Annotated in this window: 19 protein-coding genes and 4 pseudogenes; 14 read left to right on the top strand and 9 right to left on the bottom strand. The window is 70.3% G+C overall.

The window, feature by feature from the left end; genetic code table 11:
* The first annotated feature begins 45 nt into the window (after positions 1-45).
* From ACFZB3_RS35280 to ACFZB3_RS35305, 6 genes are all read left to right on the top strand, one after another.
* Complete coding sequence (locus ACFZB3_RS35280) at positions 46-990, top strand: SDR family NAD(P)-dependent oxidoreductase (RefSeq protein WP_391382808.1); 945 nt, start codon at positions 46-48, stop codon at positions 988-990.
* A gap of 322 nt (positions 991-1,312) precedes the next feature.
* Positions 1,313-2,776, top strand: a complete 1,464-nt coding sequence (locus ACFZB3_RS35285) for an MFS transporter (protein WP_391382810.1) — start codon at positions 1,313-1,315, stop codon at positions 2,774-2,776.
* 165 nt (positions 2,777-2,941) lie between these two features.
* Positions 2,942-3,337: a hypothetical protein gene (locus ACFZB3_RS35290; RefSeq protein ID WP_391382812.1), complete on the top strand. Its 396-nt coding sequence runs from the start codon at positions 2,942-2,944 to the stop codon at positions 3,335-3,337.
* Between the two features lie 87 nt (positions 3,338-3,424).
* Positions 3,425-4,249 carry an SDR family oxidoreductase gene (locus ACFZB3_RS35295; RefSeq protein WP_391382814.1) on the top strand — a complete coding sequence of 275 codons (825 nt, stop codon included), beginning with the start codon at positions 3,425-3,427 and terminating at the stop codon, positions 4,247-4,249.
* Positions 4,250-4,792: 543 nt separating this feature from the next.
* On the top strand, positions 4,793-6,487 hold the full coding sequence (locus tag ACFZB3_RS35300) for an OB-fold domain-containing protein (RefSeq protein WP_391382816.1): 1,695 nt from the start codon (positions 4,793-4,795) through the stop codon (positions 6,485-6,487).
* A 208-nt stretch (positions 6,488-6,695) separates the two neighbouring features.
* Entirely contained in the window at positions 6,696-7,229 is a 534-nt protein-coding gene (locus ACFZB3_RS35305) for a DoxX family membrane protein (protein WP_391382818.1), read from the top strand.
* Positions 7,230-7,349: 120 nt separating this feature from the next.
* Here ACFZB3_RS35305 and ACFZB3_RS35310 read toward each other — a convergent pair whose 3' ends face one another.
* Complete coding sequence (locus ACFZB3_RS35310; RefSeq protein ID WP_391382820.1) at positions 7,350-7,778, bottom strand: hypothetical protein; 429 nt, start codon at positions 7,776-7,778, stop codon at positions 7,350-7,352.
* A gap of 27 nt (positions 7,779-7,805) precedes the next feature.
* A complete protein-coding gene (locus ACFZB3_RS35315) occupies positions 7,806-8,093 on the bottom strand; it encodes a hypothetical protein (RefSeq protein ID WP_391382821.1) in 288 nt (95 codons plus the stop codon).
* Between the two features lie 506 nt (positions 8,094-8,599).
* On the opposite strand from ACFZB3_RS35315, the gene ACFZB3_RS35320 reads away from it, so the two are divergent.
* From ACFZB3_RS35320 to ACFZB3_RS35340, 5 genes and pseudogenes are all read left to right on the top strand, one after another.
* Positions 8,600-9,358, top strand: coding sequence for a calcium-binding protein (locus ACFZB3_RS35320; RefSeq protein WP_391382823.1), 759 nt, complete (start codon positions 8,600-8,602; stop codon positions 9,356-9,358).
* Positions 9,359-9,660: 302 nt separating this feature from the next.
* Positions 9,661-9,762, top strand: a pseudogene (locus ACFZB3_RS35325) (nicotinate-nucleotide diphosphorylase (carboxylating)); the annotation flags it as partial.
* Positions 9,763-9,977: 215 nt separating this feature from the next.
* Positions 9,978-10,658: a PhzF family phenazine biosynthesis protein gene (locus tag ACFZB3_RS35330; protein WP_391382825.1), complete on the top strand. Its 681-nt coding sequence runs from the start codon at positions 9,978-9,980 to the stop codon at positions 10,656-10,658.
* A 772-nt stretch (positions 10,659-11,430) separates the two neighbouring features.
* On the top strand, positions 11,431-12,864 hold the full coding sequence (locus tag ACFZB3_RS35335) for an MFS transporter (RefSeq protein ID WP_391382827.1): 1,434 nt from the start codon (positions 11,431-11,433) through the stop codon (positions 12,862-12,864).
* A gap of 537 nt (positions 12,865-13,401) precedes the next feature.
* Positions 13,402-14,228, top strand: a pseudogene (locus tag ACFZB3_RS35340) (class I SAM-dependent methyltransferase).
* On the opposite strand, the gene ACFZB3_RS35345 reads toward ACFZB3_RS35340, so the two are convergent.
* Positions 14,164-14,574 (bottom strand): hypothetical protein, encoded by a 411-nt coding sequence (locus ACFZB3_RS35345; RefSeq protein ID WP_391382922.1) that lies wholly within the window; start codon positions 14,572-14,574, stop codon positions 14,164-14,166. The pseudogene ACFZB3_RS35340 and the gene ACFZB3_RS35345 sit on opposite strands and share 65 nt — an antisense overlap.
* Before the next feature lie 291 nt (positions 14,575-14,865).
* On the opposite strand from ACFZB3_RS35345, the gene ACFZB3_RS35350 reads away from it, so the two are divergent.
* Positions 14,866-15,195, top strand: coding sequence for a WhiB family transcriptional regulator (locus ACFZB3_RS35350; RefSeq protein WP_391382830.1), 330 nt, complete (start codon positions 14,866-14,868; stop codon positions 15,193-15,195).
* Here ACFZB3_RS35350 and ACFZB3_RS35355 read toward each other — a convergent pair whose 3' ends face one another.
* Positions 15,196-15,594 carry a hypothetical protein gene (locus ACFZB3_RS35355; protein ID WP_391382832.1) on the bottom strand — a complete coding sequence of 133 codons (399 nt, stop codon included), beginning with the start codon at positions 15,592-15,594 and terminating at the stop codon, positions 15,196-15,198.
* A gap of 161 nt (positions 15,595-15,755) precedes the next feature.
* On the bottom strand, positions 15,756-18,386 hold the full coding sequence (locus ACFZB3_RS35360; RefSeq protein WP_391382834.1) for a tetratricopeptide repeat protein: 2,631 nt from the start codon (positions 18,384-18,386) through the stop codon (positions 15,756-15,758).
* Between the two features lie 452 nt (positions 18,387-18,838).
* Between ACFZB3_RS35360 and ACFZB3_RS35365 the strand changes: the two are divergent.
* Positions 18,839-19,633 (top strand): annotated as a pseudogene (locus tag ACFZB3_RS35365) (ISAs1 family transposase); the annotation flags it as partial.
* A gap of 343 nt (positions 19,634-19,976) precedes the next feature.
* Here ACFZB3_RS35365 and ACFZB3_RS35370 read toward each other — a convergent pair.
* From ACFZB3_RS35370 to ACFZB3_RS35380, 3 genes are all read right to left on the bottom strand, one after another.
* On the bottom strand, positions 19,977-20,528 hold the full coding sequence (locus tag ACFZB3_RS35370) for a CoA transferase (protein ID WP_391382836.1): 552 nt from the start codon (positions 20,526-20,528) through the stop codon (positions 19,977-19,979).
* 1,117 nt (positions 20,529-21,645) lie between these two features.
* Positions 21,646-22,218, bottom strand: a complete 573-nt coding sequence (locus ACFZB3_RS35375) for a restriction endonuclease (protein WP_391382839.1) — start codon at positions 22,216-22,218, stop codon at positions 21,646-21,648.
* On the bottom strand, positions 22,215-22,799 hold the full coding sequence (locus tag ACFZB3_RS35380) for a hypothetical protein (protein ID WP_391382916.1): 585 nt from the start codon (positions 22,797-22,799) through the stop codon (positions 22,215-22,217). The genes ACFZB3_RS35375 and ACFZB3_RS35380 overlap by 4 nt, the downstream gene beginning before the upstream one ends.
* A gap of 78 nt (positions 22,800-22,877) precedes the next feature.
* Between ACFZB3_RS35380 and ACFZB3_RS35385 the strand changes: the two are divergent.
* Positions 22,878-23,597 (top strand): annotated as a pseudogene (locus tag ACFZB3_RS35385) (ATP-binding protein).
* 19 nt (positions 23,598-23,616) lie between these two features.
* Here ACFZB3_RS35385 and ACFZB3_RS35390 read toward each other — a convergent pair.
* Positions 23,617-24,153 (bottom strand): 2'-5' RNA ligase family protein, encoded by a 537-nt coding sequence (locus ACFZB3_RS35390; protein ID WP_391382842.1) that lies wholly within the window; start codon positions 24,151-24,153, stop codon positions 23,617-23,619.
* Positions 24,154-24,976: the final 823 nt, after the last annotated feature.

Below are 24,976 nucleotides of genomic sequence, written 5' to 3' on the forward strand. Positions count from 1 at the left end.
GCGTTCCGTATCCCGCACGCAACCGCCGCACAACAGGAGTCAGGCATGAGCAAGTTGAGCTTCGAAGGACGCGTCGCCGTGGTCACCGGCGCGGGTCGTGGCATCGGCCGGGCCCATGCCCGCCTCCTGGCGGCGCGCGGGGCGAAGGTCGTCGTCAACGACCTGGGCGGCTCCATGGAGGGCGACGGCTCGGACGCCGGTCCCGCGCAGAAGGCCGTCGACGGGATCACCGCGGCGGGCGGCGAGGCCGTCGCCGACACCCACGACGTCTCCACGCCGGCCGGCGGCCAGGCCGTCGTCGACACCGCGATCGAGCACTTCGGCCGCATCGACATCCTCGTCAACAACGCCGGGATCATCCGGTACGCGGGCCTGCCCGACATCGACGCGGAGAACCTGGAGCGCCACCTCGCCGTGCACCTCGTCGGCTCGTTCAACACGATGCGCGCCGCCTGGCCGCACTTCGTGGAGCAGCGGTACGGCCGGGTCGTCCTGACCACCTCCAGCGGCATGTTCGGCATGGACAACAACCTGTCGTACGCGGCCGCCAAGGCGGGCACTGTCGGCATGGCCCGCAGCGCGAAGCTGGCGGGGGAGCCGCACAACATCAAGGTCAACCTGATCGCGCCGGCCGCCATGACCCGGATGGGCGGCGGCCCCGAGGAGGAGCCCGCCGAGGCCGCCCCGGGCATGCCGTACATGCCGTCCGACGCCGTCGCGCCCATGGTCGCCTACCTCGCGCACGAGAGCTGCCCGGTCAGCGGCGAGACCTACACCGCCGGCGCGGGACGCTTCGCGCGCCTCTTCCTCGCCTCCACCGAGGGATACGCCCACGAGGGCGGTGCCGCCTCGGTCGAGGACGTGGCCGCGAACTGGGAGGCCATCAACGACGAGAAGGGCTACTACGTCCCCTCCGACCTGATGGCGTGGTCAGGGGCCTTCCTCAAGCACCAGCTCGGGCAGCTCGGGACGGGGGCCGCGGACGCGTGAGCAGCGTCTGACGACACCGGGCTCCTTCTGTTGCCGCGCGAACTCGGCTGTTCGCGCGGCTTTTTCGTGTTGTCCCGGAAACAACCGTCTCATCGAGATTTTCCGCGGCGCGAAGGATTGATTGTACCGACCGTTAGGTCTACGTTACGTGCGACGCCCGTACCTGGGCGCCCCGCACCACTCATGGGCCGACGAGATACGTCGGCGACCCGGATCGGCCCGCTCACCGCTGTGCCGTCCGATCTCCCCTCCGGCAAGGCGCATCAGGCCGTGTCTGTCCGCGGCGGCTCCCCGCGCCCCCGACCGTCCACGGAAGGCCCCCATGTCCCAGACGCAGACCGTTCCGCCGCAGGCGGACGACAGATCCCGCTCCACCACACGCAACGTGCTCGTCGTCGTCGCGCTGTTGTGGACGGTCCAGCTGGTGTCGCTCGTCGCCGCGCTGTCCGGCATCGCCCAGGCCGACGTCGCGATCCACTTCCGGACCACCCAGATCGCCTGGTTCACCCTGATGACCCTGCTGACAGGGACCTTCTTCCTGCCGTTCATGGTCAAGGGCGCCGCCCTGTTCGGGAAGAAGCGCGTCCTGCTCGTCGCCACCGGCCTCGGCTTCGCGGGCGACCTGCTCGCCGCCGTCGCCACCGACTACCGCACCCTGCTGATCGGCCGCGGCCTCGCCGGCGTCTACGCGGCCACGATGCCCATCGGGTACGCCATCACCCGCGACATCTTCCCGCGCCGCTGGGTCGGCATCGCCAGCGGCATCCTCGCCGGCGGCGTCGGACTGGTCGCCTTCGGCGGACCGTTCCTGGCCGGCTGGCTGCTGGACGACTACGGCTTCCGCGGCGTGCTGTGGTTCATGGCCGTCAGCACCGCGGTGAGCTTCGCGATGGTCGCCCTCTTCGTCCCGGAGAGCCCCGTCCGGCAGAGCGCGGGCCGCATGGACTGGACCGGCGGACTCCTCCTCGGCGCCGGGGTCACCGGGCTCGTCTACGCGGTGGGAGAGGGCGCCGACTGGGGCTGGGGCAGCGGCAGGTTCATCGGCTACGTCGCCGGCGCGGTGGTAGCGCTGGTCGCCTTCCTGATCGTCGAGCGCCGGGTGGCCGAGCCGCTGTTCCCGCCGGCCATGACCCGGCGCCGGCCCGTGTGGACCGTGCTGCTGGCCACGTCCGTGGCGGCCGGTTCGCTCAGCGCCGTCGGCGTGGTCATCCAGCTGCTGGTGCTGATGCCGAACATCCCGCACGTCTCCGAGGGCCTCGGCTGGTCCGGTACCCACAACGCCATCGTCACCAGCCCGATCAGCGCGATGATCATCGTCGGGGCCGTGGGCACCGGCTGGGTCGCCCGCCGCGTGGACGCCCGGATCCTGCTCGCCGCCGGCTCCGTGTGCACGGTCATCGGCTACGGCATCGGCACCCACCTGCACCACAACGGCCCCCAGATCGTCGGCTGGGGTGTGCTCGCGGGCCTGGGCACCGGCATGGTCGTCGCCGTCGTCCCCATCATGATCATCGAGGTGGTCACGCCCGCCGAACAGGCCCTCGCCAACGGCGCCCAGACTCTCGCCCAGGGCGTCGCCCAGATCATCGTCTCCCAACTGGCCTTCGTGGTCATGGCCCAGCACGGAGTGGTCCTGAAGGGCACCCAGTTCTACCTCGACGAGGGCTTCACCAACGGTCTCTGGCTCGTCGTCGGATGCTGCGCCCTCGGCACGCTGCTGGTCGCGCTCGTGCCCAGGAGCAGGCGGCTCGGCGAGGCCGAGACCCCGGTCCCGCAGACGGTCTGACGCACGGGGTGGAGCGGGCTACACCGGACGTCCGGGAGTCCGCTCCATCGTCGCGTCGGGCGGTGGACGGGATCGTTGACGGCAGAGACCGAGAGCGCCGAGCTCTCGTGCCGAGGAATTCCGGCGGTGGTCGCGAGCGCGCCGCCGCCAGAAGGGACCGACCCCATGGCCGTCGACCGACGCCGACGCACCACCGCCCTCGCCACCGCCGCAGCCGCCGTCACCCTCACCGCCGCCCTGGCCACCGGGTGCGACCCCGACGACTCACTGGACTGCCTCACCAACGCCGACTCGATCAGCGACAGCATCACGGCCATCAACCAGGCGGGCGCCGACGCGGCCAAGGACCCGGCACGGACCGCGGACTCCATCACCACCATCGAGAAGAACCTGGACAAGATCAACGACCGGACGGACGACGGCAAGGTCGGCAAGGCCGTCGACGACCTCAACAAGGCGATCAAGGACTACAACAAGGCCGTCCTGAACGGCGACACCAACCCCGACTCCAGCAAGATCGACGCAGCGGCGGACAGGCTGAAGACCCTTTGCACTCCGTGACAGGGCGTCCGGGCCCCGTCGAGCTCCGCACAGCGCCACTCGCGAGACACTCGACCCGTGACGAGTGTCTCTAGTGAGGAGCGGCGGATGACCACGGTAGGTATCGCCACCGGTGCCGGTCGCGAGACGGGGCAGGCCTGCGCCGGCCGCCTGGCCGACATGGTGGACGTGCTGTTGCTCGTCGACCGGGACGAGGCCGCCGTGGCCGCGTTCGCGAAGGACCTGTCGGGCCACGGCAGGCGGGCCGCCGCCGAACCCTTCGTGGGGGACGCGGCCGATCGCGACGACGCGGCCCGGCTCGCCGGCCGGATCGGGGAACTGGGCACGCTCCGGGCCGTCGTACACGCCGAGAACGTGGCTCCGGAGGAGGCCGACTGGCGCGGGATGCTCCGGGCCGACTACCTCGCGGCCGCCCAACTCGCCGAGGCGCTGCGCCCGTTGGCCACCGCCGGGACGGCATTCGTCTACCTGGCCTCCGTGTCCCCGCTGATCGCTCACGTCGAACCCGATCCGGCGGTCGCCGCCGTCCTCGACGACCCGTTGCAGGAGGACTTCCTGGACCGGGTCCGCGACGCGGTGGGCCCCGCCATCGAGGACCCGGCCTGGGCGTACCCGTGGGCCACGTACGGCGTGCACCGCTTCGTCCGCGCCGAGGCGGTGCGGCTCGGACCGGTGGGCGCCCGGGCGTGCTCACTGTCACCCGGCGCGATCGACACCCCCCAGACGCGCTTCGAGATGGCGCGGCACGCGTCGGTACGGGAACTCGTCGAGCGCACACCGCTGGGCCGAACCGGCCGGAACGAGGAGGTCGCCGCCGTCGCCGCGTTCCTGCTGTCGGACGAGGCGAGCTTCGTGACCGGCGTGGACATCGTCGTCGACGGAGGCCTGTGCGCGTCTCTACGGGACGACTGACACCGGGGAGCCGGGAGTTGCGCGACCGCAGGTCCTCCTCGGCCGGTCGCGCAGTGCTCCCCCCTCCGTTCCTCACACCGAGCTTCACGCGGACCGCCCACTCCGCTTCGCCCGCGAATCCGATGCCACCTCGTTCGAATCGAGGACGGCCGAATCGCCTTCGCCACCGCCTTCGCCACCGCCTTCGCCACCGCATTCGCCACCGCATTCGCCACCGCATTCGCCACCGCCTTCGTCACCGCGTTCGCCCGGCATCGTGGCGGGCGCCCATGCCCCCGGAACGTCTCTCCCGGCGTCCCGGTGAGCGGGACCGGCCCGGACGGGAGCGGGAAACCCTGCTGGACTCGGTCACCGAGGAGCTACCGCGCCACTTCGCCCCGGCTCCGGGCGCCGGCCGACGGTCCAACTCCACGCGCCACGAGGCCATCGGCATCATCCGCGGCATGCGCCACCTTCATCCGCCCCGCACCCAGGGTGACCGGCTCGGCCCGTCGTTCGGGGACGCTTCGGATGGCCTGCGACGAGTGAAAGGGAGGCCGGAGAGTGGCCGATTCAGCCGATTCCGCCGCATCCGCCGACTCCGCCAGATCCCCGGGACGTCCCCTGCCCCTGATCACGGAACTGAACGCGTTCTTCTGGACCTCGGGGGCGGACGGCAGGCTGCGGATCCAGGAGTGCACCTCCTGCGCCTCCCTGATCCATCCGCCCCAGCCCGTCTGCCGCCACTGCCGAGGCCAGAAGATGGGCGTTCGGGCCGTCTCCGGGGCCGCGACCCTCATCGGCTTCACCGTCAGCCACCGCTTCAGCCTTCCCGGGCTTCCCGCGCCGTACGTCGTCGCCCAGGTCGCGCTCGACGAGGACCCCCGCATCCGGCTCACCACCAACGCCGTCGACTGCGACCCCGGCGAACTCGCCCTCGGCATGCGCATGGAGGTCGTCTTCGAGCAGGCCGGCGAGGTCTGGCTGCCACTGTTCTGCCCGGCCGCGGAGCAGAGGGAAGCCGCGAATCCGCCGGCCGACGAGGACGAGCCGTACGGGGCGATCCGTCAGGTGCGGCCCATGCGTACCACGGAGAAGTTCGAGGACAAGGCAGCTCTCACCGGCATCGGCGCCTCCCGGCTCGGCCGCCGCCTGATGGTCCCCCCGCTCTCCCTCACCGTCCAGGCCTGCCAGGCCGCGGTCGCCGACGCCGGCCTCACCCTGGACGACATCGACGGCCTCTCCAGCTACCCCGGGGCCGGCGCTCACGGCGGCTTCGCCGAAGGCGGCACCACCGCACTGGAGTCGGCCCTCGGCATCCGTCCCACCTGGTACAACGGCGGCAGCGAGACCTTCGGCCCCGGCGGCTCGCTCATCGCGGCGATGCTCGCGGTGGCCGGCGGCCTGGCCCGCCACGTGCTCTGCTTCCGCACGGTGTGGGAATCGAGCCACGCCGAGCTGGTCAGACAGGGCAGGATCCCGCCGCCCGGCGGCGCGGACCCCGGCTGGCTCAAACCGTTCGGCGCCACCTCCGCCGCCCACACCCTCGCCCAGAACGCCCAGCGCCACATGCACCGGTACGGCACCACCCGCGAGACCCTCGGCTGGATCGCCCTCAACCAGCGCGCCAACGCCGCCCTGAACCCCACCGCGATCTACCGCGAACCGATGACGATGGACGACTACCTCCAGGCCCGCCCCATCACCACCCCCTTCGCCCTCTACGACTGCGACGTCCCCTGCGACGGAGCCGTGGCCGTCGTCGTCTCCGCCCTCGACACCGTCCGCGACCTCGCCCGACCGCCCGTTCTCGTCGAGGCCGTCGGCACCCAGATCACCGAACGCATCGAATGGGACCAGAGCACCCTCACCCACGAACCCCAGACCATCGGCCAGTCCGCCCACCTGTGGACCCGCACCTCCCTGCGCCCCGCGGACGTCGACGTGGCCGAGCTCTACGACGGCTTCACCTTCAACTGCCTCTCCTGGATCGAGGCACTCGGCTTCTGCGGCATCGGCGAGGCCAAGGACTTCCTCGACGGCGGGAAGAACATCGCCCGCGACGGCATGTTGCCCCTCAACACCCACGGCGGCCAGCTCTCGCACGGCCGCACCCACGGCATGGGCCTCGTCCACGAGGCGATCGTCCAGCTGCGCGGCGACGGCGGAGCCCGCCAGGTGCCCGGGGCCCGGGTCGCCGTGGTCAGCACCGGCGGGCTCGCGCCCAGTGGAGTCCTGCTCCTCAGGTCGGACACGTGACGGACAGCAACCCGGAGCCGGTGCCCGGTGCGATGAACATCGACGAACCCGGTCGAGAACTACTACTGGGTCCGCAGACCGCCCCCAACGGACGGCCCTGCCACCCCCGTCCGCCGGACTCCTCCCAGTACGGCGACGAGGACCTGCGCCGGACACACCCCGAGCCGGAACACCGGCCTCGCAGCGCGCCACGACACGGGAGATCTCAATGAATCAAGCCGATGCCGTCGCCCTGCTGCTGCGCATGGTCCTGGGCGTCGTCATGATCGCGCACGGACTCAACCACTGGCGCGGCGGCGGCCGCATCGCCGGCACCGCCCGCTGGTTCACCGGCCTGGGCCTGACCCACGGAACCCTCCAGGCCTGGCTGAGCGTGCTCACCGAAGCGGGCGCCGGAGTGCTGCTGCTGGCCGGCCTGCTCACCCCGCTGGCCTGCGCGGCCGTCATCTCGGTGATGCTGGTCGCGGGCCTCCTCGCCCACCGCCCCCACGGCTTCTTCGTCTTCGCAGAGGGTTACGAGTACGTCCTCACGCTCGCCGTCGTGTCCCTGGCACTGGCCGTACTGGGACCGGGCAGCGCATCCCTGGACCACATGGCCGGCCTCGACCTGGACGGCTGGACGGGCGCGGGCCTCGCCCTCGGCGTGTCCGTGTCGGCGACCGCCGTCCTGCTCGCCACGTTCTGGCGCCCCCGGCCCGCTCCGGCACCCGGTTCCGAACCCCTTGGCCAGGAGGCCGGTTGATGCGTGAGGGCTACATCGGTCTGGGCAGTCAGGCTGAGCCGATGGCCCGTCGGATCGCCGCCCTTGAGCCCGCTCCCCAACTCGCGCGTCTGCGGTATCGCCCGCCGGGCCGGCGCCGCGTCAGCGGGGGCCGGTGACCCGGATCGAGGAGGTCCGGTCGTTGAGGGCGTCGCCCACGTAGGGGGTGTCGGCGGTCAGGGTGACGGAATCACCCTTGCAGGAGCCGTCGGCGTACAGGATGACGGTCCATCCGGCAGGCACCTTGGCCGAGCTGATGACGTCCTCACCGACTCCTCCGTTGCGCTGGAGGTCGTAGTCGCCCGCTTCGAGGGTCTGGCTGTCGCCGCCGAAATCGCGGTCGGCGTACACGACAGGCCCCTTCCCGCCGCTGTCGGATCCGAAGAACGGATCCGGGAGGTTCCGGCCGGAGTCGAGGGTGGCGGTGTACGCGCCCTTGCCCGCCCCAGGTCCGGTTGCGGTGGTGATCCTTCTGTAGTCGCCGCCGAAGCCGGTGGGTGCCATCGAGTAGGTACCAGGACGAAGAGGCATGCGATCTCCCTTGGCGATCTCGTGGTGTCACGCGCCGGACGGCGCGGACAGGCCGTCCGGCCGAGCATGTGCGGGGCGCGGCGTGAGCCAGGCCCTCTGCTTCGAAGCCGACTTGATCCCCGACTCCAGCCCCGCGACGGCCTGGCCGAGCCGCAGCCCGATCTCGACAGTGACCGCATGACCGTCCGCGCTCAGGGCGACCTGGGCGGTACCGTCCTCGTCGAGGTGCGGTTGCAACGCTGTCACCCGCTGCTCGACGCGCCGGCGGACAGGGTCCGCGCCGGACATGTCCCGGAAGGTGACAGTGGTCTTCATGACCACAACCTTTCCCTGGCCGTCCCGGGGCCGCGTGCACTCACCCGGCCGTGGGCGTGTCCGCCCGCCTCGCTGAACGCACCCGCCCCGGAACCCGGGACGGTTCGCGTACCCCACGCACCCCCGCAGTTCCGTTTACCAAACGGTCACTGTGATCGTTCGGCGAACCCTCCCGCGAACTTCGCATCTCGGACACTGACGGGCTGAACTGTGGCTTCCGGGTCCAGAAACAGGCACTCAGCTTGTCTTTTAACCTCAGGAAGCCGGAGCCTGGTGTTCCCGGGTGGGCGAGTTGCAGCTTGGGGTTGCCGACGGTGCGGGTGAACCTGCGGAGCTGTCAGCGCGGACGCGGGATGCGTACCCGGTTGCGTAGTCTTTCTGATCATTCTGGGGCCCGCGTCTGGAAGGATGGGCGTCGTCCGCGTCTTCGCCCGTCAATCGTGTGCGGGGACGGGGCCAGCGGCCGGCCAGGCTCGGCGGGCCGGTAGTCGACCTGGGGGTATCGCATGCGTAGACGTTGCCTGACCACCGCGCTGACCGGCGCCCTGGCTCTGTCGGCCCTGACGACCTTCTTGGTCCCGGCCGCTCACGCCGACGGCAACACGACCATCACCGACGTGGTCGTCAACGGCGGGCATGGACTGGCGCTGGGCGCCACGGCGCCGAAGTCCTTCCCGGTGAGTGTCACGGCCCAGGACAACTCCGGTATCAGGGAAATGAATCTTCATGTGAGGCTGCCGTCCTACCTCTACAAGGCGGCGGACCGGGGTCTGACCTGCACCGCCGTGAGCGCCACGACCACGTCCTGCACCGGTTCCTGGACAGTGGACACGAGCAACTTCTACGGGAACGGCCCGGCCGACGACTCCTGGTACGTCGAGGCCTATGTGTATGCCAACGACGGCGACTGGGTCAGCACGGACAGAGCCGCCACCTTCACGGTACGACGGCTTGCCAAGCTGACCGCCAACGCTGCCCCGGAGCCGGTGGCCAAGAACGCCACTCTCACCGTGACCGGCAAGCTGACCCGCGCCGACTGGTCGACCCACAAGTACGCGGGCTACGCCGGCCGCTCGGTCAAGCTGCAGTTCCGCAAGGCGGGCACCTCCACCTACACCACTGTCAAGACGGTAACCACCGGCCGCGGCGGCGCCCTGAAGACCACGGCCAAGGCCAAGGTCGATGGCTATTGGCGCTGGTACTACGGCGGCGACAGCACTACCTCCACGGCCGGGGCCACCGGCGACTACGTCGACGTACGCTGACTTGTTCCGCAATCTTCGGTTTGACTTTGTGGTGGTGGTTGTTGAGGGGGGAGTTATTTTGCTGTGGTTGGTGGTGTGACCGGGGTGATGGGTGTGGGGTGGTGTGTATCGGGTGGTGTGTATTGGGTGGGGGGTGGGGGGTGCAGGTCGTGGTGCTGGTCGTGGTGCTGGCTGTGGTGCTGGTTGTTGGGGTTCTGGATGCTGGGGCGTGCTGGGTCATGTTCGGCAGTGTGCCGGTGGCTGGCATCGGATGGGTCGTGTGATTGCGGGCCGGGTGTGCCGATGTCTCCTGGATTCTGCTGGTGGCTTCGGGCACCGTCTGTCTGGACGGTGTCTGCGCCATCGCCGAGACGGGAGTCGGCCTCATCTCGGTCGGCGCGTTGACGTGGAGCGCGCCTGCGTTGGATCTGGCGGTGCTGCTGGCGACCGATCTGGTGTGGTGGCGGGGGTGGTGGTTATCGGCGTGTGTCAGCGGCTGGGCCGGGGCGGCAGTCCGGCGGCTGTTCTGGACGAAGCGTTGTTCACCGGCGTGGAGGGGTGCCGTTTTCCCGGGGAAGTGGGCATTTGGCACGCCGTCTTCGTCGGTGCCGGCGGAGTTGGGCGCGGCCGTCTCTCGTAGTTGCTCGGGTTCTTCGCCGCCGAGGGCGTACTGCCTGTGTGCGGTCACGGTACTGTCGCGGTCCTGGTGCTGCTCGCCGTACGCGCAGGCGGCAGCGGCCAGCGCGCCGTGCTGTGTACGGCGAGCCGCAGCTTCGTGGGCTGGGCGGTCCGCAACCGCGAGAGTGTGACAGCGTCGTTCGAGTCGGGCCCGGTGGGCCTGTGCGTCGCCCGGCCTCCCGGGCTGAGGGCGGTCGCAGCTGCCCTTGGCCTGGCTGGCGGAGGGGTCGTCGGCGACGCCTGTGTGGCTTCGAACGGGCGGCCGAGGCTTCTCCTGCCAGTGCGGTCGCGTGCCGCGTTGGCCGGCTTCTCCCCGGACTTCGCCCTGCTGCGTGGCGCCTGCGGCCGCTACGGCCTGCTGGGCTGGTACGCCTGTTCGATCCCGGACCGGCGCGGCCGGGCAGCCGCTCGGATGTTCGCCTGGTCGATCGGCGTCCCCGGGGACATCGCCGACGCCGGCAGCGCAGCCTGTCCGGTCGCGCAGATGGCCCGATTCGGTACGGACCGCCTCACCGTCGGCATGGGCGATCTCCTCGGCAGCCCATCCACCATTGCGGCGGCCATCGACAGCATGCACCGGGAACACCCGGTCCGAGTCGGGGGCCAGGCAGCTCCCGCACGAACAGCCGTGCGTCAGGCTTGACGCTCGACGTCCTCCCGGCTCGACGTCCTCCCGGCTCGACGTCCTCCCGGCTCGGCCGCCTTCCGGCCGCGTCTCGTGCAACGTGCAGCAACCGCGGATGTGGGTCAGGCCGGCCGCGATGGGGCCGGGAGGGGGGGCTGGAGGGGGGGGGCGCCGGCGCTGCACCGGCCTGGGTGCGGCGCCGGCGTCTACGTCTGTGTCCGGGACCTTGTCGCGCCGCCACGCCGGCGGGGGGCCGGGTGCGGTTCGTCGGACGGTTCCGTCGCGAGGCCGGCGGGGACGGACTGGCTCCCCTGCGTGAGCGGATGCTCGGCAGCCTCGGGGCCGCCTTCGCCGTCGACGGCCTCGCGGAGCGGGCTCGGGTGTCCCGGCGGCTCTTCATCCGCCGCTTCCGGGAGGGGGGCGGCAGCGCGCCGGTGGCCTGGCTGGCCGGTGTGCGTGTCGGCCGGGCGCGGGAACTGCTGGAGGCGAGCGCCGTTCCGGTCGAGCAGGTCGGCCGCTGGCCGCCTCGCCGGCTTCGGTGCCGCCGCGTCCCTGCGGGCGGCGTTGCACCGGCATCTCGGCATCTCGGCACCTCTCCCCGGGGGTGCCGGGCTCTGTTCCGCCGCACGGCGGAGTCGGGGCGGACGTGACGGCACGCCCGGTGTGCGGGCTCCCCAAGCATTCTTGACATGTCGTTCCAGAACTTCGTAGGGTTCTTGGCGAAGCGGTCCAGAACTGGGCTGCCGGCCGCTCTCGGCACCCCTCAAAGCCCACGGAACGGACAAGTCGTATGCCTTCGCACGATCAGATGACCCTTCCGCTGACGCAGCAGGGAGGTGAAGACTCCTGGAAAGCCCGTCCGGCTCTCATCCTCGCCGTGCTGGCGATGGCGAGCTTCCTCGGCCAGCTCGACGTCTGGATCACCAACGTCGGCCTGCCGAACATCGGCCAGGGCGTGGGCTCGGCCTCGCTGTCGGACCTGAGCTGGGTGCTCAACGGCTACGCGATCGTCTTCGCCGCCCTTCTCGTCCCTGCCGGACGGCTCGCCGACCGTTTCGGGCGCAAGAACGGCTTCCTTCTCGGCATGGGTGTCTTCGTTGCGGCGAGTCTCGGGGCTGCCCTGTCCGGCGGCGTATGGGTGCTGGTCGTCTTCCGCGCTCTCCAGGCGGTGGGCGCAGCGCTGTTGACTCCCGCCAGTCTCGGCCTGGTCCTGACGGGTGCCCCCGCTGGCAAGGTGGAGCGTTACGTCAGGATCTGGTTCACCGCGGGCTCGCTGTCCGGGGTGTGCGGACCGGTCTTCGGCGGGCTGCTGGTCCAGGCATCCTGGCGGTGGCTGTTCCTGGTGAACATTCCCTTCGGACTGCTGGCCATCGCGCTGGCCGCCCGGCTCGTCTCCGACGCCAGGCACGAACAGGACGCCCGTGTCCCCGACCTGCTCGGCGGCGTCCTGCTGATCGTCGTGGTCGGCGCCCTGGCCCTCGGCATCGTGAAGGCACCCGGCTGGGGCTGGTCGGACACCCGGGTCGTCACATCCCTGGCTGTGGCAGTGGTCGGGCTGGTGGCGTTCCTGTTCCGTTCGGCACGGCACCGGGTACCCGTCGTCGACCTGTCGCTCTTCCGTGACCGGATCTTCGCCTCGGCGAACCTGGCCGGCATGCTGCAAGTGGCCTCGTTCGGCAGCCTCCTGCTGTCGTCGATCCTCTGGATGCAGGACCACTGGCACTACTCCGCCATCAGGACCGGATGTGCGGGCCTTCCCGGCCCGGTCGGCTTCGCGGCGGCGGCCACCATCAGTGAGACCCTCCAGCGCCGCTTCCGGATCCCGGCCGGTGCCGTCGCGGCGGTCGGCAGCGCGATCGCCTCCGCCGGCATCCTGCTCTTCGTCCTCCTGCTGCACGACGACCCGAACTACCTCTCCGGAGCGTTCCCCTGCTGGCTGCTGTTCGGGTTCGGCGCCGGGCTGGCGCTGCCGGCCGTCGTCTCGTCCGCGACCGTCGGCCTGCGTCCCGAGGAGGCCGCCACCGGCAGCGCCATCGTGACCATGTCGACGCAGATCGGCTCGGTCGTCGGCATCAGCGTCCTGGTCGCCGTGCTCGGCACCGCCTCCGGTGGCGCCTCCCTCGACACCTACCGGCACGCGTGGCTGGTGACGATGGCTCTCATGGCCGCCGCGGGCGTGGTGTCGCTGGCCGTGTCGCAGAAGAGGGCGGTGCCGCCCCGATGACGGCGTCCGTTCCCGCTCAGGCTTCCCGCACCGCGGGCCCCGGCGGCGTCCGTTCCCGCTCAGGCTTCCCGGTCCGCGGGCCCCGGCGGCGGGCGGTCCCGCTGGTTCGGCCTCCTGGTGGTCTGCCTCGGCGTGATGACGGCCTTCGTCGACGTCCCCTCCGCAATCACGGGGGTCTCACCACAGACAGCAGGGTCTGCTGGTCTTCACGGGCAGCGGGCGCCCTGCTGTCTGTGGTGAGGGTCCACGTCTGGGCGGTGGCTCCCGGCACGTTTTTCGGGTGTCGCGAAGGGGGTTGTTTCCCGGGCTTGGGTGAGGATCGGGTTCCGAGCCGGGGTGCGGTCGGCGAGCGCCCGCTGATGGAAGAGTCCGGCGGGGGGATGCCGGCAGCAGTGCCACTGCACTGCGGGTGACTCTGCGAATCAAGGGGATGGCTGCGGGTGGCGGCGTTGGTGCATGCTTCTGATCTCCGGCCGCTGCTGATCAGCTGCGGGTGGGTGTCGGCTCTGCGGGACTGCGGTCGCGGAGGCGGCTGTTCTGGGGAGGGGGCGCGTAGTGCAGACGGCGTTTGATGAGTCCGAGCGGCGGGTGTGGGCGGGACGGGCCGATGCCTGTGCTGCGAGTTTTGCCGGGCTCTGCGCGTATGCGGTGCCTGGGCTCCTCGACGCTGCTGGGGTCGGGGAGGGTGTGCGGGTCCTTGATGTGGGGGCGGGCACGGGCACTGCTGCTGCTCTTGCCTGTGGGCGGGGAGCGGAGGTGACGGCGGTGGACGCTGAACCTGGCATGGTCGCCCAGGCCGCGCTGGCAGCTCCGGAAGCTGACGTGCAGCTTGCCGCACTGCCGCAGCTGCCGTTCGCCGACGACGAGTTCGAGGCCACGGTCGGCGACTTCGTCCTCAACCATGTCGGACAGCCTCGGCAGGCCCTGAGGGAGTTGCGGCGGGTGACGCGTCCTGGCGGGCGGATAGCCGTCACCGTCTGGGGGGTTCCCGCGGCCGCCGGGCAGACGCTGCTGGGCAGGGCTGTCCGGCGGCAGGCGTCACCCGGCCGGCTCACTTGCCGGCCCTCGCTGCCGAAGACGACTTCCCCCGTACTGAAGAGGGCTTTGCCGCGTTGCTCCGTGAGACGGGTCTGACGGACGTCGTCTGCGACACCGTGGTCTGGGACCACCGGACCACGCCTGAGGAGTGGTGGAGCGGACCGGCCGCCGGCGTGGCGACGATCGGTCAGACCGTGACGAGTCAGAACCCGGTGGTCATCGACGAGATCAGACGCCATTTCGAGTCGTTGTGCGCGGAGTTCACTGGTCCGGGCGGTGTACTGATCCTGCCTCATGCAGCCCTGATCGCGCATGGCCGGGCTTGACGCTGCGCTGCTCCACGAGGTCCGGGAACGCCGCGGGATACGCGTCGAGCCGCGCACGGTCCTCGCTCTGGATCTCGGGCAGCGCCGCGCCGCCTGCAGGATCCTGGATGAAAGCGCGCTCCAGATCGCTGAGCGTGCGCGGTACGACCAGCGTCCAGATGTGCGGTCGCAGCCGGGCCGCCCGGTCGAACGATGCACGGATCGCGCGGCGCCGGCTGCGCGCGGAGGTGGGGAAGCCGGCGAGGTGAAAACAGCTGGACGATCTCCAGCTCGCTGTTCCGGACGATGCGCATGCGGATTCCACGGTTGCGGCCGCGGCCGGTGACCGGTTCGGTACTGCCCTCACTGCTGAGGGTCCTGTACAGGATGGGCTCCATCAGACGGTCGAAGTCCAGCTGGTGTGTGTGGGCTCACCCGATCTTCACTCTCGCCTCCTGGGCGCATGGTCGCACCCTTGGCTGACATGCAGTGCGGCCCTGTCGGCATGACCGGCGCCCTGCTTGCCGTCTCGACCGCTGTCAACAGGGCTGTCATCCGATGGAGTTCCGGCCCGGCGAGGCGCTTGGCTTCCCGCGCGGGTGTCGTACGGTCTGTGCATCCGCCTCGGTGCGGGGGCAGGGGAGAGGACGGCGGCGGCATGATCACGGGTGAGGAAGAGTGGCAGGCACGGGCGAAGTGCCGTACCGCTGACCCCGACGACCTCTTTGTCGAGGGCGCGGCCCAGAACAGGGCCAGGGCCGTCTGCAACGGCTGCCCGGTGCGCACCGAGTGCCTCGCCTACGCCCTGGACCACCGCATCGAGCATGGGGTCTGGGGAGGCATGACGGAGCGGGAGAGGCGCAGCCTGCTGCGTCGGCGTCCGACGGTGACGTCCTGGCGGATTCTCCTGGACACCGCGCGCACCGAGCACGAACGGCCTGGCGGCCGGTCCTCCGGCAGCGCCGAGGACAGGGCCCGGACCGGCTGATCACCGTTGCCTCCGGAGTCCCGGTTCAGTGCTTTCCTCGGGGTCTGCCTCGGGGTGCTGACCCTGCCGGACGCCTCCGGCCTCGACGGCGGACTCCTCCTCCATGTCGGTGTCGGCCGCACCGCCGGCCTGTACGGCGCGTGGGCTCTGTTCCTGTTCCGGAGCGAGCGCGTGCGGGGCTGTGACCTCGACGGGACCTGCGGCGGTGATCACGGTGCGGGGCCGGTGGTGGCTGTTACGGACCACCAGACGGCGCCCGGCCTCATCCGTCTCGGCGGCCAACTCGGCTGTGCTCCGGTTGGCTTCGGCCTCCGGCGCAGCGGCGGGTATCCGCCGGGCGCCCTCACGGACGATCTCGTCGATCAGGGAGCCGGACTCGGTGGAACCGTCGGCATTCACTGCGCTGAGCGCGGGCGTGCCTTGCCGGCCCGCGCTGCGAACGCGGGCCTCTACGCGGTGACTTGTAGATCGCTCGGGAAGGTACGCCCTTCGCGTCCTGTCCCGAAGACCGGTCCGCAAGTCCTGAGTATTGCTCTTCCGGGGCCCACTGCGGAGATCAGTCACTCCGGGTCGAAACGATCCGGGCAAACGCCGTTGCCCTGCACCTTTCTGAGGGGTCGCCCCCGCCGACCGTCCGTCGCAGTTTGGACCCCGGCGTCTGGGTTCTGACGCCGCACCAGTGGTGGACCGGCCTGTCCCGGCCGGTAAAACGGCCGAGTCGCACCCCAGGTGTAGAAGTCGTACGGGGTATTTCGGATCCTGTGGCGGTGCGGTCCCAGGACGGTCTCCCCGTCGACCAGAGTTCGGACGAGTTCGGCGGCGGCAGCTGTGTCCCCCACCACCCCGTGCCACTGGGCATGACACTCCCGGGTGTAGACGGTGTCGGGGTGATCCGGGCCCAGGACGCGCGACCGATCGGCCAGCAGGTGAGCGAAAGCGACAACAGCCGCAGCCGCATCTCCTGCCACTCCGCTCCAGTGGGCGAGGCAGTGATGGGTGTACAGGGTATGAGCGTGGTCCCGGCCCAACACCCGTTCCTGATGGGCCAGCAGTCGGGCGAAAGCAGTAACGGCCTCCGGTGCGTCCCCTGCCGCCCCGCGGCAGGCGGCGAGTTCCAGCCGTGTGACGAGGGTGTGCGGGTGGTCCGGGCCCAGCACTCTCTCTTGAGAGGCCAGCAGCTCAGTGAAGACAGCGGTGGCGGCATCCGTATCCCCCGCCGCAGCCTGCCAGTGTGCAGAACACTGACTGGTGAAAAGGGTACTGGGATGGTCCGCGCCCAGCACCCGCTCGCGGACGGCCACTGTCCGGGCGAGGGCGGTAGCAGCACCTGCCGCATTCCCCGCCCTTCCTGTCCAGGCCCCGACGTTGTGCCGAATAGCGAGGGTGCTGGGGTGATCGGGGCCCAAGACCCGCTCCATGTCGGTCAGCAGCCGGGCGAAATCGGCAACAGCCGCGGCCGCGTCCCCCGCCTCCCCCCGCCACCTGGCGACAGCGCATCGGGTATGGAGGGTGTCCGGGTGGTCCGGGCCCAGGACTCGCTCACGGTCGGCCAGCAGCCGGACAAAGGCGGCTACAGCCGCAGCCGAATCCCCTGCCGTCCCCTTCCAGTGGGCGAGACCGTATCGAGCGCAGAGGGCGTCGGGGTGGTCCGGGCCCCCCATCCGCTCGATGTCGGCCAGCAGTTCGACGAAGGCGGCGACAGCGGCAGCCGAGTATCCCGCCACTCCTCGCCCCCAGGCGACGTTGTGCCGAGCGTTGAGGGTGTCGGGATGGTCCGGTCCCAAACGATTGTGGGCCGTGCGGGCCAGGCGCTGGAAGTGGTCGATCGCGGCTTGGACCTGGCCGGCCTGACCGAGGCTTCTGCCGATGTGGAAGAGCACGTTATGCACTCCGTCTGCCCGGTACAGGGCGTCTTCGGCGTGGACGGTGAGCGCTTCGGTGTTGGCACGCAGTACTTGAGCGAAGGCGGCGTCACCTTCCACGTCGGGCCATGTACTGGTGACTGCGTCGGCAGCGGCACGGGCGAGTCGGTCGTGCTGCTGGGAAGTGAGGGCCTCGCGGGTGACGCGCTGGATGAGTTGGTGGACGCGCACCGCGCGGTCGAGGCTTCTGGGGTTGTGATCGATGAGGCTCAACCGGTGCAGTACGCGCAGAATCCGCAAGGTGTCCTGAGCCGTGACCGAGGCGCCGCCGTTCCGCCTGGCCCCGCATTCGCTGCGCTCGGTGAGGTATGCCAGAGCGGGTGGACTGACCAGGACAGGGGCAGGAATGCCGTTGGCATCGAGGGCCGCGGTCAACTCCAGCATGGGCCGGGCCAGGCCAGCGGGAGCAAGCCGGTCGGCGCGGTCCGTCGACAGTGCCCAGGCGGCGGCCACGGTGACGGGTTGGTCATCGGGCAACCCATCAGAGTCGGGCAGCAGTTCGGCGAGGGTCTGGGCTCTGTCATTGAGCAGGGCACGATAGGCGGCGCAGTCCAGATCCGCGTCGATGACGTATGCGACAGCCTGAGAAAGTGCCAGAGGGAGATACCCGAGGTCATCTGCGAGTGCGGCGAGCTCGGTCGGGGTGTCCAAGCGGCCGTGAGCGGCCAAAGCAGTGCTCAGGTAGGTAGTTGCTTCGTCGGGGGTGAACAGGCCGACCGGCACCAGGCGGCGTCCACTGCCGATCAGGGCAGCGTCACGGCAGCGGGTAGTGATCAGGGTCCGGCCCTGCCGGCTTGCCGGGGGCCACAATCCGCGCAGATCAGCCGGGGCGGCAACGTCATCGAGCACGACCATCCAACGACACCGCGGCTTGCTCCGCTTGGGTTCGAGCCAGGCCAGGAACGCCCGCGCGGCGTGCTCGGAGTTCGTGGGGTCGGCGCCCAGTACGTCGCTGGCGGCTTGGGCGTAGGCGGAGACGACCGCGGCGCGGGTGCTGGCGCTGACCCACACCAGCAGATCCACACCGCCGCCGGCCCATGCCTGGCGTGCCCGGTGGGCGGCGAGCTGAGTCTTGCCGACCCCGCCCATGCCGGCCAGGACTTGGCACAGCACCACCGTGCTCCTCTGGACCACCGCCTGCTCCGGTTGCTCGACGGCCGTACGGTCCTGGAAGTGATCGGCCTCCCGGGGCAGCACTCCCACCTGATGCGGCCAGGAGGCCGCAGGCCTGGGTACGGCGTAGTGGACGACCTTGCCGCCGTCGGCCACCTGGCCGATCGCAAGACTATGCTCGCTGGCATGCGCGGCAATGCCCGCTGACGTCTCGCATGCCGCGGGGTGCTCGATGGCAGGTGGGCTGTGAAAGGCCGGTCCGTTCAGCCCTGGGACGGATCCGGCGTCGAAGGGATGCCAAGGTTCACGCCTCCGTGCATTACCCCGGCAGCAATTGAGCCGCCATCAGCGCGGATGACGACGTTGCCACCTGCAGCCAGACCGCGCGGCCCGGCGGACACATTTCCTGGCGCCGCGTGGTGTGCCAGCAGAGCGCGTAGTTGATCGGCTGCCTCCATGCGCTCGGCACTCTGTAGGTTCTCAAGCCGGGCCTCGATGCGAGCACGCCAGAGTGCTCCCTGCCGGATCCGCTCCTCCTGCGCATCGGCCGCATCCGTAGTCCGCAGGGCTACGGCAGTCTGGTCCAGACGTTCCAGCGCCGACTGCTCGTGCCTGGCAGCACCACGACCGAACCAACGGGCCACCGCGCTCCGGAATCCGACCCACGCGTCTGTACCAGCGGCCTGCACCACGGCCGTGCCACCGGTCACCGCCAGCTCCACCAAGGTCTGCTCCAGCATGCCGCCCCCGATCGTAGACCCGGCCGGTACGTTAACGTCGCGCTTGACGTGATGCAGCGTCATGGAGCAAACACACTCTCTTATGTCCATGAGAGCACTGCCAAAAGTCGTAACGAGTTCGCGCCGCTCCTCGACCAGGTCGACGACACGTATCTCGCGGGGGTGGTCGTTACCGCCGATGCCCTCCACGCCCAACGCGACCATGCCACCTACCTGCGCGAACGCAGCGCCCACTACCTGCTGACCATCAAGAACAACCAACGCGGCCAGGCCTGTCAGCTCCACTGCCTGCCCTGGAAGGAGATCCCCGTTATCCACCGCGACGACGCCCGGGGCCACGGCAGTCACGAGTAGCGGCCCGTGCAAGTCGTCACCGTCGCGGGCCTGCTCTTTCCGCACGCGGCCCAGGTCCTGCGCATCCAACGCCGTCGCCGTCTCTACGGGGCGAAGAAATGGTCCACCGAGACCGTCCACGCCATCACCGACCTGCCCGCTGAGGAAGCGAACGCAGCCGAGATCGCGTCCTGGGCTCGCGGGCACTGGACCGTGGAAAACACCGTCCACTGGTTGTCTACCGTGCCGAAGACGGCGGTCACCGCCTCGGTGTCCACGTCGTCGATCCCGTCGAACACCAGCAAGTCCAGAACGATGATTCGGCCTGCATGACCAGCACCGTCACCGGCCCCGGCCGACGACCGCGGGGGCCCGCAGTGACCTGATGGAGCGCCGCTATCGCCTGTCCAGCGTGGAAGCGTACGCGGTCTCACGCGAGACCAGCTCCTCGCAATCGAACACCGCGGCTACCCGTCCGTGCCCACTCCCCATGATCTGTGCCAGAGCCGAGTTCTGGTGGCGGTGGGTTGTTGGTGATGTGGGTTTTTGTTTGCCTGGGTGTGTGCGTGTGCCTGGGGTCGAGTTCGTCGGGCTGTCTGTCTTTTGCTTGGAGGCGGCAGTGCACTGTGGGCTGTTGGTTTCCGTGGCGCGGGTCTGCGGTTCAGCGGCTTGCTTATGGTGGTGGGATTCGGGGGTTGTGCGGGGCGGTGGTGGTGTGGGTGCTGTTTGGCGGGGTGGTGGTGGTCGGGTGGCGTGGGTGTGGGGTGGTCATTTGGTGGGATGTGCTGCCGTCGGTCACGGCCCAGCCTGCGTTCTGTTCGTCGACGTGGGTGTGGTGGCTGGCGGGTATGGCGGGGGAGGCGGCCTCGGCCTGGGCGTCGAGGGCGAGGGCGTCGAGGGTGCGGGGGCGGGAGGCCTCGATGACCGCGTCCGCGCGGCCGACCAGTTCGTGCAGTGCGGTGCGGCTGTCCGGGTCCGCGGGGTCGAGGGCGACCGAGGCGTGGCCGGCGTGCAGCGGGTCGTAGAAGGCGGGATTGCCGAGGCGGGCGCCGTCGGGGCGGGAGGGTGTCTCGACCTTGACCACCTTTGCTCCTGCTGTGCCGAGCAGGTGGGCGCAGAGCGGTCCCGTCCACGGGGCACTGAAGTCGACGGCCAGGAGGCCGGCCGCACTCTTTGGCGTTGCGGGCGTCGGGGAGGTGCGGTCCGACCGGGGCCGGGGCCGCATCGCCTGCGAGGGAGAGGAGTTTCACGTGTTCGTCCGGTTCGGCACTGTCGTGTGTGGCGAGCCGGTCGGCCAGCTGGGCGGGCAGTGCCGCGGGTTCGAGTTCCCGGCTGATCGGTGCGCTCCACAGCGGGGGGTCGTCCGGGCGGGCGTCGGAGACGGCTGCCCAGCCGTCCCGGGTGGGCAGCAGGCGGCAGCTGCCGCCCACCGACAGGCGGCCCTGGCGGCCGCGCCCGCTGAGCGCGGCTCGTTCGGTGAGGAGGCGGGCGCCGTCGAGGCGTGCGCCGCCGGCTGCGGTGATGTGCTCGGCCAGCCGGGCGGCGAGGGTGGCTGCCCCGCCGGGCGGGAGCAGCAGCGGCCCGTGTCGGTGGCCGGTCAGCAGGGGGAGGCCGCTGCGTGCCCAGTCGTTGGCGAGGCGTGCGGGGTCGGTCTCGGGCCACGCGCGGGCCGGCTGTGCCGTGTCGGCGCGCGGCCGGGCTGAGGGGGGTGGGGTGTTGGGTGTGTGGGTGTGGGTGGGGTGGTGGGTGGCGTGTCGTCGGCCATGTGGGGATGGTAGGTCTGGGGGGTCTGGTTGCCTGTGGTCGTTTCGGTGGCCGGGTTTGGGGTCGGGGTGATGGATGTCTGGCTGCTGGTTGCGGGTGTGGGGCTGTTGTGGCTGCTGATGGTTGTGGTGGCTGCGTCTGCCGGGTGTGCCGCCGAGGGCCTGGAGTGGGCTGTGTGCCGTGCCCGGGATGCATCGCGTGCCGGGTCGGGTGGTGGTGCATCCCGTGTCTGGTCCTCGGTGGGCGGCCTGTGGCCGCTGGGCGGGGGTATTGGCTTGGGGGCTGGTGGCCCGGGTTGGGGAGTGACGGAGGGTTTCCGCTGCATCGTCTGCCGGCAGTAGGATCGGCCTCGCCGGCGTACCCGTGCGTTCCTCGCCGGGCACGGTCCCGTCAGGGCGGTGGACGAAGGCGGAGCGGCGCAGTACTGGGTGGGACGTTGAGGCGCCATCGTCCGTGTCCTGCTCGCAGGCGTCGAAGCCGGCCGCGGTGGGCGCCCCGATCGCCCTCTGCCTTTACCCGTACGGCGGCCTGCGCCGGTCGGCATGGGTCCGCGGTCACGCCAGAGCCCGCGTCCTGCCTTACTCTTCCAGGTAGAGGAACCCCTCGCCGCGCAGGAATTCCTCGTATGTCTCGACGACCGGGCCCGCAGCCAGCGGAGTTCCGTCATTCAGTGGCCAAGAATGCTCAATTCTGTAAAGATTCTCGGTCGTGCGGCCAGGCGTCATGTAGGCAGTCGTGTCATGGAATTCGGGTGCGGGCGTTGCATGGAGACGGACGAGGCCGATGTGTGGGTTCCTCTGCTGTTCGGCCCTGCTGATCGCGCCCTCGGAAAAGCCTGCGGATGAGTAGAAGATCCCGCGCTCCGCTCCAAGGTCGAGCAGTTTGCCGACAAATCCATCGATCATCTCGATAGTCACTTTGCGTGCATGGCATTTCGCCTCGGCGACGACGCGCATTTTCTGCCCGACAATCACTCCCTCCGCCAATGCGTCGATCTGTCGTGGCACACCACTGATGCCGCCGATAATCGATGCGTTGTGGCGTACAGAAGCATTCGGATCCAGTGTGGCCAAGAGCTGGGTTATTTGCTTCTCGTACTCGCGCCAGAAGATGTCTTTGTCCGGCTTCCGCCGGGGTCGTCGAGTCGTCACGGCGTCGACCCTATCGCCGCTGATTCCCCGTCAGTGCACATCGCCCCGGAGGCTCGATCACCCGTGCCCGAACCCGCTCTGAACTCCGTTCCGGCCACCGGCACGGACCCGGCCGCCGAGAACCCGCCGGCATCTGCACCGCCCGCCCCAGGACGCTTGCACTGATTGTGCGGGAGGCCGGACCGGGTTCTCTCCTGCCGGAATCGAGGCCGTTCCTCTTCACGCCGGTGCGCTGATCTGGCCATCACCGGGTGGGGGACGAAGAAGTAGCCGCCGCCGGCGGTGAGGGTGCATATGGCCGTGGCTTCGTCCTGCAGTTGCTGCTGTACGGCTTCGAAGCCCTTCTCGAGGTCACGCTGGAAGCAGGAGGGGATCAGCCCTTGGCCGTCGCTGCTGCGACGGTAGTTGTAGCCGCGACGGACGAGGGGAGAGGGGATGGAGCCGGTCGGGTGCGGTCGTGTGGATGTGCGCGTCGAGCGGGGTGGTCTTTCCTGCAGGGTCGGCAACGACGGGCCGTTCGGTGCCGGGCGTGCCGTCCAGTCATCGGCGGCCCCTCCGCCGGCCGTTGGCGCGCTTGCCATGAACACCGCCCGTTCCCGTGGTCTGAGCGAGGCCTGACCGAAGAAGCCGCCACCGCCTCCATCGGCCAGGCCTGCCGCATGCTGCGGCTGCCCGTCATGCGGGGCCAGTTCTCCGGACTCGGCGCTGCAGCAGCATGTGACCGGATGTCCTGCCGCGGGTTTCTGGCCGAGCTGCTGGTGGCCGGATGCGACGGCCGTGACCGCTGTCGCTGTGATGGCCGGATCAGGGCCGCGGGTTTTCCCTGGGAGAAGGCGCTTCGCGTGTTCGGCTTCGACGCGAACTCTGCTGTCGATCCGGCGGCCATCCGTATCCTGGCCTCGTGTGACTGGGTCCGCCGAGGGTTGCCGCTGTGTCTGGTCGGCGGCAGCGGCACCGGCAAGTCGCACCTGCTGATCGCGCTGGGCGCCGAGGCTGCGATGGCCGGCTTCCGGGTCGAGTAGGTCCTGGCCGCCGAGCTCGTCAACGAGTTCGTCGGGGCGGGCGACGAGAAGCTGCTGGCCGAGACCGTCGCCTGCTGCGGACGCGTCGGTCTTCTCTGCAGTGACGAGCCGGGCGATGTGGAGCCGGGACCGGCGCGGTGCTGAGCTGGGCTGTTCCAGGTTGTGACGGAGCGCGGGGAGAAGGACAGCATGGCCGTCGCCTCCTGCGGGTCCTTCTCTTCGTGGACCAAGGCGTCCGCCGGCCCGGGGCTCTGTGCGGCGGTCGTGGACCGCCTCGCCTTCGGCGGCGGCATCATCGAAACCGGCAGCGGCTCCTGCTGCCTCGCCCCTGCCGAAGCCCAGCAGGCCGGCGGCTGACCGGTGGCCGGCGGAGAAGTCACCGCAGTGCGAACGGCGCCCGCTGCTGCCGCCTTGTTCCGTCGTGGACCATCAGATCGACCGGCGGCGCGGGGGCGGTGACGGGAAGCCGGCTGCGAAGGCCGGCCTCGGCCTCTTCCAGCACGGCATCGTCCTGCCCCTGGGCGATGGTCAGATGCGGGACGACCTCGTCGAACTGCCCGCCGAACGGTGGGGTCTGCGGCCACCGGTCCGCGATCGCCTCGGTGAGCCGGCGGAAGGGGAGGTCCGGTTCGGGGGCGAGATACAAGATCCCCGGGAATCGCCCGCAGTGCTCGAACCGGGCCCCGAAGGGCCGGTGACGCCCGGTCACTTCTGCGATGGCGGCGTAAGCACCGTCGTCGGTGCGGCTCTCGTCGAGAAACGGGAAGAGGACGGTGACATGGGCTGGAACACCCGCACGGGCCGAGGGGTCCAGCCGGTCACGCCACGCTCGAACAGCGGGTTCTGCCTCGGGGACACTCACGATGAGTCCCGGCTGCCCTGCCTGAAACGCACCGGAATCCTCGCCTGTCATCGCACATATGTATCAGCGGGCCCGGGACGGCAGCGATCCGTTTACGATCGCGGGCGGTTGAACCGGCGGTCGACGCTCAACGGGTTCCTGGCTCAGGCGGGGCCAGCCGGCTCGTTCACGACGGGCGCCCGAGATCGCTGGTTGGGGCCGGCGAACTCGTTCCTCCGGGGCCAAGGGGCTCGTTCGAAGCCGCGCGTCGTGTCGCCCCTCTGTCCGCCGGGGGACTTCGGGCAATGGCGCAATCAACCAGGGCCGGTCGGTGTGACCGGCCGCGGCACCGGTGCTCTCTGCGCGTGTCTTGGGCTGGCCATTGCCGCCTTCCTCTCCGGTCGGAGCCGTTGTCGGGGGAGTACCGCGCGGGAGGGGCCGGCCGTGCGGGGGCAGGCGGCCGGGGTGCCGCTCGGCAGCCGGGTGCCCTGCGGATGGCGTGAACTGACCCTGAAACAAGCGTAGTTGGGGGTGTCCGGATGCGCGGTTGTCAGTGGCGGCCGTCAGCATGGTGTGCGACAGGGGACGTGACGACGATCTGGGGGGACCGTATGCCGTTCGTGCGGCCGTACGTGCGCTCTGACGGGACGCCGGTGCGCGGGCATACCCGGTGGGCGCCGGGTGGGCGCCGGGAACTGACCGTCTTCGCCTTCGCTGCGCTGGTGGTGTTCGGGTACGGCACCGGCGCGGACGCCGGCGCCGCATCCGGTACCCGGCCCCAGCCACGGGTCTCCTACCCGGTTCGCTACGACCGCGCTGGTGCCGGCGGGCAGGGCCGTAGCGTGCCGGGCCCGACGGTGTCGTACCCGATCAGGTTCGCCGCTCCCGCCACACA

The organism is Streptomyces sp. NPDC008092 (assembly GCF_042957285.1).
GTDB lineage: Bacteria > Actinomycetota > Actinomycetes > Streptomycetales > Streptomycetaceae > Streptomyces.